The sequence below is a fragment of the Empedobacter sp. GD03797 genome (genome assembly GCF_029842105.1).
Lineage (GTDB): Bacteria > Bacteroidota > Bacteroidia > Flavobacteriales > Weeksellaceae > Empedobacter > Empedobacter falsenii_C.
On sequence record NZ_JAOCFS010000032.1, the window covers coordinates 25,505 to 37,763 of the forward strand.

The 12,259-nt window shown below is 31.6% G+C and carries 10 protein-coding genes; 6 read left to right on the top strand and 4 right to left on the bottom strand.

Features of this window, described 5'->3' with window-relative positions; all coding sequences use genetic code 11:
* Window position 1: 1 nt before the first annotated feature.
* Entirely contained in the window at window positions 2-1,219 is a 1,218-nt protein-coding gene (locus N5D90_RS15110) for an MFS transporter (protein ID WP_280063097.1), read from the bottom strand.
* Window positions 1,220-1,343: 124 nt separating this feature from the next.
* Here N5D90_RS15110 and N5D90_RS15115 point away from each other — a divergent pair, with 124 nt between their 5' ends.
* The 4 genes from N5D90_RS15115 (at window position 1,344) to N5D90_RS15130 (ending at window position 6,448) form a co-directional block, all read left to right on the top strand.
* On the top strand, window positions 1,344-2,192 hold the full coding sequence (locus tag N5D90_RS15115) for a DUF6929 family protein (RefSeq protein WP_280063099.1): 849 nt from the start codon (window positions 1,344-1,346) through the stop codon (window positions 2,190-2,192).
* Window positions 2,193-2,313: 121 nt separating this feature from the next.
* Window positions 2,314-5,229 (top strand): protein translocase subunit SecD, encoded by a 2,916-nt coding sequence (gene secD / locus N5D90_RS15120; protein WP_280063101.1) that lies wholly within the window; start codon window positions 2,314-2,316, stop codon window positions 5,227-5,229.
* A 92-nt stretch (window positions 5,230-5,321) separates the two neighbouring features.
* Window positions 5,322-5,876 carry a twin-arginine translocase TatA/TatE family subunit gene (locus N5D90_RS15125; protein ID WP_280063102.1) on the top strand — a complete coding sequence of 185 codons (555 nt, stop codon included), beginning with the start codon at window positions 5,322-5,324 and terminating at the stop codon, window positions 5,874-5,876.
* A complete protein-coding gene (locus tag N5D90_RS15130; RefSeq protein WP_280063104.1) occupies window positions 5,876-6,448 on the top strand; it encodes a phosphatase PAP2 family protein in 573 nt (190 codons plus the stop codon). The genes N5D90_RS15125 and N5D90_RS15130 overlap by 1 nt, the downstream gene beginning before the upstream one ends.
* A 90-nt stretch (window positions 6,449-6,538) precedes the next feature.
* Here the strand turns inward: N5D90_RS15130 and N5D90_RS15135 are convergent, their stop codons facing one another.
* The 3 genes from N5D90_RS15135 to N5D90_RS15145 form a co-directional block, all read right to left on the bottom strand.
* Window positions 6,539-6,970: a hypothetical protein gene (locus N5D90_RS15135; protein ID WP_280063105.1), complete on the bottom strand. Its 432-nt coding sequence runs from the start codon at window positions 6,968-6,970 to the stop codon at window positions 6,539-6,541.
* 33 nt (window positions 6,971-7,003) lie between these two features.
* Window positions 7,004-8,152, bottom strand: coding sequence for an AI-2E family transporter (locus tag N5D90_RS15140; RefSeq protein ID WP_084106808.1), 1,149 nt, complete (start codon window positions 8,150-8,152; stop codon window positions 7,004-7,006).
* Between the two features lie 145 nt (window positions 8,153-8,297).
* Window positions 8,298-10,466, bottom strand: a complete 2,169-nt coding sequence (locus tag N5D90_RS15145) for a S46 family peptidase (RefSeq protein WP_280063106.1) — start codon at window positions 10,464-10,466, stop codon at window positions 8,298-8,300.
* 164 nt (window positions 10,467-10,630) lie between these two features.
* On the opposite strand from N5D90_RS15145, the gene N5D90_RS15150 reads away from it, so the two are divergent.
* Window positions 10,631-11,473, top strand: coding sequence for a hypothetical protein (locus tag N5D90_RS15150; RefSeq protein ID WP_280037564.1), 843 nt, complete (start codon window positions 10,631-10,633; stop codon window positions 11,471-11,473).
* A 51-nt stretch (window positions 11,474-11,524) separates the two neighbouring features.
* A complete protein-coding gene (gene lipB, locus N5D90_RS15155) occupies window positions 11,525-12,238 on the top strand; it encodes a lipoyl(octanoyl) transferase LipB (protein WP_115000451.1) in 714 nt (237 codons plus the stop codon).
* Window positions 12,239-12,259 lie beyond the last annotated feature (21 nt).

Genomic DNA, 12,259 nt, shown 5'->3' on the forward strand with positions numbered 1-12,259 from the left:
CTTAAATATTTTTTGGTAAAAGTGGTTTAGTAAAAAAGTGATATCCGATAGCTACGATGACTAAAATAACTGTGGTGATTATCCAAAGTGTATTAAAACCGTAATCGGTAGCAATATGAGTTCCTAAGAATGGCGAAACAATAAAGGCAATTGCTGCTGTCATTCCGTTTAATCCCATATAAGCTCCTCTGTTATTTTTTTGCGAACGAAAAGCTGTAACCGTTGACATCAAAGGTAAAACAAGCATTTCTCCAATAGACATCAGTCCAATTGCTAAGTACAACATTCCTAATGTGTGACTAAATGTGAAGATAAAATAACTAATTGCTGTGATAAATGAACCGAAAACTAAAAGTTGTGTAACTGTAAATCTTTTTTCGGTATAATGGATTAATAACATCTCAAATACAACAATGATTATTCCACTGAATCCCATTAATAATCCAATTTCTGTTTGTGTTAAATGCACTACATCTTTATAAAATAATGGAAGTGTATTTAGGATTTGGAAAAATGCAATAGAGAATAATACACAAAACAGATTGAACACTAAGAAAGGTGTATCGGTGTAAGCATTTCGTTCTTTTTCGACCACTGTTTTTTCAGATACATTTTCTGAGGCAGCATTTCGTTCTTTTCTTCCATTGAAAAAGACAAAGAAAACAATTCCAGCAACCAAAGCGGCTCCTGCATTACAATAGAATAATAAATCGTACGAATAATTAGATAAAAAACCTCCCATTGATGGACCAATTGAGAAACCTAAATTAACCGCCATTCTATTCAAAGAAAAAGCACGAGTGATATTTTCTTTCTTAGCATAACGTGTGATGGCAACTGAGTTTGCTGGACGAAACATTTCGCTAATAATACTCAAAACAAGCATAATAACTGCAAAAGATTCTACCGTTTTAAAATAAGGTAAAATCAAAAACATCGGAGCACTTAGAAATAAACTGATGGCTTGCACTTTAAAGTTTCCGATTTTATCTGTTATCCAACCTCCAAGCCAAGAACCAATTACAGAACCAACTCCAAAACAACTTAAGACTATTCCCGAGTTTTCTAAAGAAAATCCTAATTCGGAGATCATATAAATTCCTAAAAATGGTAAAACCATCGAACCCATTCGGTTCAACAACATTACGATGGCTAACATCCAAGATTCTTTCGAAAGTCCGCTGTAGGCGTCAATGTAAATTTTTAGAATTTTTTTCATCTCTCAATTTTCTTTTTAAATGCTACAAAGTTAAGTTCTTTTTTTACAAAAAATCGGTTATTTATCAAGGTTTCTGATATTCTTTGATTACTTTTGAAACCTCTTAAAAACAAATCTTACATCTATGTTGTTTTACAATTTCATTCTTAAGGTTTTAATTGTCATAAATGGGCTTGGAGCGGCATCTGGATTAGTGGTTGATAAACACCATGTTTACACGATTTCCGATGATAAAGCACATTTGTACGTTTACAATAAAAAGAAAAAAGAAGTGGATAAAGTTGATTTGAATCCAGAAGTAAAATCAAAACATATCACCAAAAAAGATAAACCAGATTTTGAAGCGATTACAAAATTTGACAATCATTTGTATATTCTTGGTTCGGGTTCTAAGGAAAATCGTTTCGATTTGATTTCATATAACATCAAAACCAAGGAGGTACAAAACGATAATTATAGTTTTCTTTTGGATGAATTTTTAAAAGTTTCGAATTTATCTAAAAAAGATTTTAACATCGAAGGAATTATTACAGATGGACATTGTACATATTTTTTCAACAGAGGAAATGGACCTGCTGGTGTAAATGGAATTTATAGAGTGGGAGGTAAGATAAATGATTTGAGAGGGAAAACAATTGATTTTTTTCCAATTACTTTGCCTAAAATTAACAATGAAACGACTACTTTTTCGGATGCTATTTTAGTAGATGGAAAAGTTTTGTTTACAGCAACAGTAGAATCTAAAAGTACAACTCAGTTTAATGGAGAAATAAAAGGCTCTATTATAGGTGAGTTAGATTTAGCTACAATGGAGGTTACACGTTGGCAAAAAATTTCGGATGATAAGAAAATCGAAGGTTTAGCGTTGTATAAAGAATCTGGAAAGAATTATACCTTGTATTTGTGCGAAGATAATGATGATGACTCTAATAATGCGTCAATTTATATCTACAAATACCAAAAGGAAATCTAATTTTTTGAATAAAGAATTTCGAAATACGGACATCGATTTTCGATTTATTCTTAAAAAATTGTGAAAGTATTTTCAAGACTATTATATTTGTCCGTCAAAATTTATTTATCAATTAAACATTATGCGAGGAAGATGGCTCATTGCAGCATTTGCAATTATTTTAAGTCTCTTGTGTATCAGACAACTAAGTTATACTTGGTACACAACTAAAGTGGAGCATGAGGCGGCGCGCTTGGCGAGTAAGCCAGAAGACGAACCAAGAATTTTAGATAGCTTGGCTCAGCATCCTCTTGATTTGGGAATTATTAAGTACGATTATGGGTATGCCAAAAACAATGAAATCAATTTAGGATTAGATTTGAAAGGTGGTATCAACGTAATTTTACAAGTTTCTGAAAGAGATTTAATCGAGAATTTATCAGCGAAAAGTCAAAACCCTATGTTGGCAACGGCTTTGGATGCTACAGATAAAGCTCAAAAAACAAACGGTAACGTACCTTATGTAGAATTATTTTTTCAAGAATTTGATAAAATAAAAGGAGGAACAAAATACGCAGCTGCAGATTTGTTTGGAAACAAAAACAATGCGGATAAAATTGCGTACAATGCTTCTGACGATCAGGTAAAAGAAGTAATCCGTAAAGATATCGAAGCTAAAGTTGCAACAGCTTATGATGTAATTAGCTCTCGTATTAATCAATTTGGTGTTGTTGAGCCAGTAATTCAACGTTTAGGTGATAAAGGTGATGGACGTATCTTGGTAGAATTACCAGGTGTTTCTGACACTGACCGTGTAAAAAAATTATTACAATCTACAGCAAAATTAGAGTTTTGGCAAGTTGTTCGTCAAGATCCTACAGTTTTACAATATTTTTCTAGCGTTAATACAGAAAAATATAATGTAAAAAATGAGAAAGGACAAACAATCAAAACTTTAGCAGAAGTTATGCAACCAGCTGGTTCTAACGCAAGTTTTGTTGTGAATGTAAAAGATACTGCTGTTGTAAACCGTGTGATGCAAGACAAAGGTTTTGTACCTGGATTACCAGCAAACATTAGAGGATACAAATACTCTTGGGCGAATAAGCCAATGAATTTAGGTAAACAAGCAAATGATAAATCTGCTCCTAAATTATTAGAGTTTTATGTCTTAAAAGGTAAAAATGGAACGCAAGAACCATTAATTGAAGGAGATAAAGTAGTTTCTGCTGCTGGTGAACGTAATCCTGGTTCTCTTACAAATGAGCCTGTTGTTACAATGCAAATGAACCAAGTTGGTGCACAAGAGTGGTCTCGTATTACAGACGAGTTGAAACCTGCAGGTCCTGGACAACCAGGTCAAGGTGTTGCAATTGTATTAGACAATATGGTGTATTCTGCGCCAAACATCAGTAATCAAATTACAGGAGGTAACTCAGTTATTTCTGGAAACTTTACAATTGACGAAGCAAAAGATTTAGCAAACATTTTACAAGCAGGTTCTTTACCAGCTTCATCTAAAATCGTTTCTGCTGAGGTTGTTGGTCCATCATTAGGACAAGAAGCAATCAACAGTTCGTTAATCGCTTTTGGTTGTGCATTTGCATTAGTATTAATCTGGATGGTGTTTTATTACAGCCGTGCAGGTATTTATGCTAACGTTGCATTAATCGTTAACTTATTATTCTTATTAGGATTCTTAGTATCACTTAAAGCTACATTATCTTTACCAGGTATTGCCGGGATTATCTTGACATTGGTAACAGGAATGGACGCGAATATCTTGATTTACGAACGTGTAAAAGAAGAATTAAGAAAAGGAAAATCATTACGTCAAGCAGTAGATTTCGCTTATTCATGGAAAGGAGCTTTCTCTGCAATTATCGATGCCAACTCAACATCATTTATCACAGCATTAATTTTATTCTTCTTTGGTAAAGGTCCTGTTGTAGGTTTCGCAACAACGTTTATGATTGGTATTTTTACATCAACATTTACAGCGATTTTCATTACACGTTACTTTGTAGAAGGACGTTTAGCAAAAGGAAAATCTGTTCCTTTCTATACATCATTTACAGCGCACTGGTTACAAAATATTAAAGTTGACTTATTAAAAACAAGAAAAATCTCTTATGCGATTTCAATTGTTTTAACAGTAGTTGCTTTAATCTCTATCTTCACAAAAGGATTTGATATGGGTATCGAATTCCAAGGTGGACGTACATATACAGTTCGTTTTGATAAACACGTAGATCCACAACAAATTTCTGAAAGTTTGGGTGATGTTTTCGTGTTAGAAGGTGAAAAAATGATGCCACAGGTGAAAACGTATGGTGGTCAAAATCAAGTGAAAATTACAACAGCATACAAAGCTGATGAAGACGGAACAAATGTAGATGACGAGATCAAAGACAAATTATATACAGGTCTTAAATCTTATCTACCAGCAGATATGTCTGAAAAAGATTTCTCTGAAGATAATGCTACAATAGGTTTAATGTCTTCTGCAAAAGTAGGTCCTACAATTGCCGATGATACAACAAGAGCTTCTTATATAGCGGTTTCTTTAGCATTAGTTGCAATTTTCTTCTACTTAATCGTGATGTTCAAACGTTGGCAATTCTCATTATCAACTATCATCGCATTAGCGCATGACGTGATTATTGTATTAGGAGTTTTCTCTTTATTCAAAGGAATTTTACCTTTCAACATGGAGATCGACCAAGCGTTTATCGCAGCGATTTTGACGGTAATTGGTTATTCGATGAATGACTCGATTATTATCTTGGATCGTATTCGTGAGAATTTAACAGTTGAGAGAAACCACAACTTGTACGATATTATTAATATTTCTACTTCAGAAACATTATCACGTACAATCAATACGTCTTTATCAACGTTCTTAATCGTATTAATCATCTTTGCATTTGGTGGAGAATCAATCAAAGGATTTATGTTTGCGAAATTAATCGGTATCGTAATTGGTACATTCTCGTCTATTTTCGTTGCATCTCCTTTATTGTATGACTTTACTAAAAAAGGTCAAATGAATAAATAAGATTCAAATTTTAAATAAATTTTAAGAAAGCCATCAAAGAAATTTGATGGCTTTTTTTCTTCTACTAAATTTAGATTTTATACATTTGTTTAGTGAATAGTTTAGTAATATACCCAGCGTTTTTAGACTTCCAGGAAGTCGTGATTATTATGGTGGTTGCTGTAGTGATTTTTGGACCAGATAAAATTCCAGAAATTGCTCGTGGTTTGGGAACTGCTGTACGCAAATTAAAAGAAGCATCTGAAGATATCAAACAAGAAATCATGAATCCTGTTCAGGATGTTGATCCTACAAAAGAGATTCAGAATACCATAAAAGAGTTAAATCCAATGAACGAAGTCAAAGATTCTTTTGCGAAAATCAATCCAATGGAAGATTTTCAGAAATCATTTGACGAAGTTCGTAATCCAGTAGATGAAATGCATCAAGCAATTCATCAAGATAATACAGTAAATGCAGCGTTAAAAGATGATGCACCAACTATGAAAGCCGTAGATCCTGTACAGGATTTGGAATTGGATGTGCAAGAAACAACAGAACCCGTTGTAGAAAATGTGGTTGAGCCAATTGTGGAAGAACCTGTGGTTGTTGTAGAACCAAAATCTGTAGACGAAGCATTAGGTTTAGGCGGATCAGTAAGTAGATAATGATACAAGATTATTTTGATTGGGACGTACAAATATTTTTGTATTTCAATAATTTAGGGAACGAAAAATGGGATTGGTTTTGGTTATTAGTTACCGAAAAAAAAACATGGATTCCGTTGTATGTCATCTTTCTCATCTTACTTTATGTAAAACTTGGTTGGAAGAAAACCTTGTTAGCTGGAGTTTGTATAGCACTGATGATAACATGTGCAGATCAATTTACAAATATCCTGAAAAATTCTTTTCAACGTTTTCGTCCATGTTACACCGAATCGATTCAAGGATTATTTCGCCCGATAGATTGCGAGGGTAGAGGTAAATACGGTTTTACTTCGGCACATGCATCTAATCATATGGCGATTGCAATTTTTATGGGAATACTTTTGAGACGTTACTACAAATGGTTATTGTATGTCTTACTTGTTTGGGCGTTAATGGTTGCTTACAGTAGAGTTTATGTTGGAGTACATTTTACGGGTGATATATTTTTCGGAACACTAATCGGAATATTTTTCTCGATTCTTTTCTTGAAATTGTATTATTTCTTAGAAAAAAAATATTTGAAGAATTAGAACCAAAATAATATAAATTAAAAAAGTCTATAATAATTTGTTATAGACTTTTTTTGTATTGTCAAACTGAATTTATTTCAGTTTCTCATTCTATTTATAACGATCTATTATTTTAGAAATGTTCTTAGTTTCTTCATTAAATGTTTTCCAATCACAAACAGAATTTAGATTAATAGAATATGTGCTATTATGATTGGACATACTAATACTTATTTTCCCCACATAGTCTGTGCAAAATATTTCATTTTCATATGGAGTGGTTACTATTTTATAAATATTTTCTTCTAATTCTTTTTTATCGTTCTTAGAAATTTTGAATGATTTTGTAGTATAGTCATTGATATTCTTCCATGTAATAAAATTTATTGAATCAGAATATTTATAAATTCTTATAGATAAATTTCTATCATCAATAGACATCATTCCATAACTATATTTTTTATTTACTTCTTTTTCTAACTTCTTTTCACAAGAAATATTGAAAATCAATAAACTAAAAATGAATAATAAATTATATTTCATAAAGAGTGATAATTATGTAAAATAGAAATCAGACTATTCTAAATTCTCGTCCAACTTCTTTGTTTTTTTCTTTGATTTTTTAGCTTTCTTTTTGGCTAAAAAAGAATTTAAATCATCATCAATTTCTGTTGAATCTTCATCACCCAAAAGATAACCCCAAGGTTTTAATTCAGTCACATTATCAAAAACAATTTTCATCAACGCAAGTATTGGAATCGATAAAAGCATTCCCATAATTCCCCACGTCATTTCTCCAATTACTAATCCAATAATGACAATCAATGAATTGATTTTCACTTTAGAACCTACAATTTTTGGCATCACTACATTTCCATCAATTGCATGAATTGCAATAAATGCAATTAAAACAAAGAACAATTTTGAAGCTGACATTGTAGCAAATGTGATTATTAGCGTTATAATTAACGAAATAACAATTCCTACATATGGAACAACATTTAGAACGCCAGTTAAAATAGCTAAAACAAATTTGTATTTAAGTCCAAGAATAGAAAATGCAATAAAAGATAAAATTGATACGACTAACATTTGTAAAAATAAGCCAATCAAATATTGTTTGACCATTTTTTGAATAGATGTAATGACATTATAAACCTGATCGTGTGTGTTTGAATTGAATGCGTAATATAGAAATTTTACCAAATGACGACGATAAATCAACAAGAAAACAATGTATAAAAAGGTGAACAAAACTGTAACAGCCATCGATGAAACAATCGAAATTACTTTTTCGATTACAATTGTACTTGTTTCGATAGTGGTTTTGACATTCTTTGTCAAATATTCCATTTGCGCATGCGAATTAACACCAAACGTATGGTGAATCCAATCTTGCAAATTCATAAAAGCTTCTATGATTTGTTTCTGAAATGTAGGCCATTCATTTGCTATTTCCGCCATTTGTATAGCAATCAAATAGAAAATTCCTAAGATAAATGCTGCAAAAAGCAAGGTGGTAATGATACTCGAAATAGCACGCGGAATGCGTAAATATCTTTCAAAAAATGCACAAACGGGTGCTAATAATATTGAAATTAAGAAGCCTAATATTAATGGAACTAAAATTCCTTTACCTATTATTGAAATAAATGTTAAACAAATGATTGACAATAATGTGCAAGTTAGTTTTAAATAAAAAGGCCATTTTCTAATGACTTCCATAATTATGAGTGTTTTATTTTGACAATTTTTTAGATAAGTTGTATAAATATAGTTTTATTTCTTAAGATTTTATTTGAATCTTACGTTTATTTCAATAAAAAAACCACGTTGTAATAACGTGGTTTTCAGAATATAGTGAAAAATATTATTTTTTCTTTGCATTTTTGCTTTCGTCAACGATGGTCATTTCATCAATCAAACGTTGCGCATTAGCATACTTGTCAACTACCCACAAAATGTAACGAGAGTCCACCATAATATTACGACAAATCTCTGGATCATAATTTAAATCTGACATTGTTCCTTCCCAAACACGGTCAAAATTTAATCCGATTAATTCTCCTTTTGCATTCAATGCAGGAGAACCAGAATTACCACCAGTTGTATGGTTTGTTGCAATAAAGTTTACAGGTAATTTTCCGTTTTTATCGGCGTATTTTCCATAATCTTTTTTGTCATATAAACTCAACATTTGTTTTGGTAAATCATACTCATAATCACCTGGGATATATTTCTCCATCACACCTTCCATGTGTGTTACAGGCTCGTAATAAACCGCATCGCGTGGTTGGTAACCATCAACTTTTCCGTAAGTTACACGTAAAGTAGAATTCGCATCTGGGAAGATTTTTTTGTCTGTAAAAACATCCATTTGCGCTTTCATATACGTACGCATCAACTTGTTGATTTTATCTTGATTCGCCAAATATATAGGCGTTACTTTTGTTTGATTTGCATCTAAAATCAAACGAATTTGAGCAATTAAAGCATCGTCTTTTAAAGCCTTGATAAACTCAGCATCATTTTCAGCTAAGGCTTTGATATTTCCTAAAACAGATTGTCCGTTAATTTTTTTCGTTCCGTTGATTACCGAATTTCCTAAAGCTGTTTTGATATTTGCAGCAGTTGTAGTTGGTAATAAATTTTGAGGAACAACTTTGAAATAATTATCTGCCAAATCAGAAGAAATAGTTTTGTCTAATTCAGGATTATAATCCTTGTGCATAGACGCAACAGTATTCAACGCTTTTGCTTTAGTTTCGGCATAATTTTTTTGCCCAACCGCATTCAAAATATTGTTTAATGTTAATGCCATTCTGAATGTTTCTGAATTTGAGAAAAACGTTTCAGAATACATTGTGTACGCTAAATTGTAATCTTGATTTGCTTTATTAACTTGATTTAATTCTGAAATAATATTCGAATATTCACCTTTTAATTTTGGATTTTTCGCAATACGATTCATGAATTCTTGCTCGTACTGTTGACGTTTTTCTACAGCTTTCGAACGATTCAATCCTAAAACTTCACCAATCCATTTTTTGTGTGAATTCGAAATACGCGCTTGTTTAGACGCATAAGCGATACGAGTTGCATCGTCTTCACGCATTTTTTTATCGATATGAGATAATGCAATTGTACGCACATTGATACGCGCAGGATCAATGACATCTTTTATTTGCTGGATAGAAGAAGCTGGTAAATATTCGTCCGTCGTACCTGGGAAACCATATACAAACGTGAAATCGTCCTCGCTAATTCCCGAAATATTAATTGGTAAGAAATGTTTTGGTTTGTAAGGAACATTATCTGGTGAATAATCAGCAGGTTTGTTGTTTTTATCTGCATAAATCCTAAACATCGAAAAATCTCCTGTATGACGTGGCCAAACCCAGTTATCTGTATCATTTCCGTATTTCCCAATTGCAGATGGCGGCGCACCAACTAAACGAACATCTTTGTATGTTTCTGTCGTAAATTGGTAATATTTATTTCCTTTGTAAAAAGGCTTAATAAATACTGAACGATAAGATTCTGTCTTAGTTTTTGCATTAAAATCTTCAATATTTTTCTTGATGATTTTGTTACGATCTTCCTCCGACATATTATCATTAACACCAGCTAAAATTGCTGTAGTTACATCTTTGATGTCCACAATAAAAGTCGCTGTTAAAGCTTCGTTTGGTAATTCGTCTTTCAACTCTTTAGCCCAAAAACCATCTGTTAAATAATCATTTTCTAAAGATGAATGTGCTTGGATTTCTCCATAACCACAGTGATGATTAGTTAGTAGTAAACCATTTGGAGAAATAACTTCTGACGTACAACCGCCACCAAAGTGAGCAACTGCATTGTTGATACTTTTATCTCCAGTACTGAAAATGTCTTTTGATGAGATTTTCAATCCCATGTCTTTCATTTCCTTTTCATTCAATTCTGTTGGAATCCACATTCCACCACCTTGTTGTGCAAAAACACTAAAGTTTGCAAACAAAGCCATTAAAATAGATCCTTTAACGAATAGTTTCTTCATTTTTATTTGATTATTTTATTCTACCGATTTCTAAGAATTCCAAAGATAAAGATTTTTATTCAATCGTTAATGTATTGCTCAAAACCATTATTTTTAGAGGTGTTTATTCAGTTTTTTTTATTGGACAAAATCAATTATTTTTAACAAAAATTAACAATTTATATATGAATTTCAGTAAAATATTTACACTATTATTAGCTTTAGCTACTTTAACTTCATGTACAATTTCTGAGGAAGTTGTTGTAAATGAAAAAGGTGAGTTTGATTATTTTCAAAAAATAGATATACCTCAAATTGGAGCAATGATGAATTCAAGTAATATTGATGATAAGATTGAGATGAATCAAATTTCGAATAATGAGTATTCATATTATGAATTTGTTCAGTTATTACAAGAAAAAGGTGGAGAAAAATTCAGAAAACAAACCGAAAAATTTGACTTATATAAAGATGATTTATCTGCAATTGATTTTTTTAAATTTCGATTAGACTTGAGAGATAAATTTGCAATAGAAATGATTAATAAATCTAAATCTGCAGAAGAATTTAATTCAAATTCAAAAATTATTGAAGAAACTTTTGCAGGTATCAATATAAAAGAAGAAAAAAGAATTACAGATGAATTAAGTCAAAAGAAAAAGAGAAAGAGAAAATCAAAACAATTAGTCGATGAACCTTTATTTAGTGATAATCCTATGGCGATGATGACAAGCTCAACATATGCTTTCGATGGAAAATCTTTCTCTAAAACAATTGATGCTGAAAAATTTTCAAAAGATTTTGATAAACAGAACTTTGATAATGATGAAGAAAAAGCGATTTTTTTAGGAATGTTGAAACAAATTAAGTTTAAATATAAATATACTTTTTCTAAGAAAATAAAATCTTTAAATATTACTGATGCAATGTTTACTTTAGATGGAAAAACATTTATAAAGGAATATACATTAGAAGAAATCCTTAATAATCCTAGTTTAGGAAATTTTAAAGTAGAGCTTGAAGATTAATGATAATTTTTGAAATCCTTCGTAAATTTGACATTCGAAACACATTGTGAAATGAAACAAATTGTCGAATTCCAAGATTTAGGAATTAACAGAGATTACCAAGAGATTTGGGATTATCAAGAAAGTCTTTTAGCAGAAAATATAGCCGTAAAACAATATAATAGAGCGCAAGAAAAGGAGGGAAGTTCAGATTTTAAAAATACTAGAAATCATCTACTTTTTGTAGAACATCCGCATGTTTATACGCTTGGAAAAAGTGGACATTTAGAAAATATGTTGGCTTCGAGTGATAAATTAAACGAAATAAATGCAACTTTTGTGAAAACCAATCGTGGCGGAGATATAACGTATCACGGACCGCAACAATTGGTTGGTTATCCGATTATGGATTTGGATACTTTCAAGCCAGATATTCATTTGTATATGCGCAATTTGGAAGAAGTGATTATCAAAACTATTGCCGAATATGGATTAAAAGGTGAGCGTTCGCAAGGAGAAACTGGTGTTTGGTTGGATGTTGGTCGACCTTTTGCTCGAAAAATTTGTGCAATGGGTGTTAAGGCTTCACGTTGGGTAACGATGCATGGTTTAGCGCTAAATGTGAATACAGATTTGCGTTATTTTGAATACATTATTCCATGCGGAATTCAGGATAAAGCTGTAGCTTCATTAGAAAGAGAACTTGGACATCAGGTAGATATGAACGAAGTAAAAGCGTTTACGAAGAAACATTTTGCAGAAGTTTTTGATGTCGAATTTAAATAAGATAATTAGAAAATATAATCT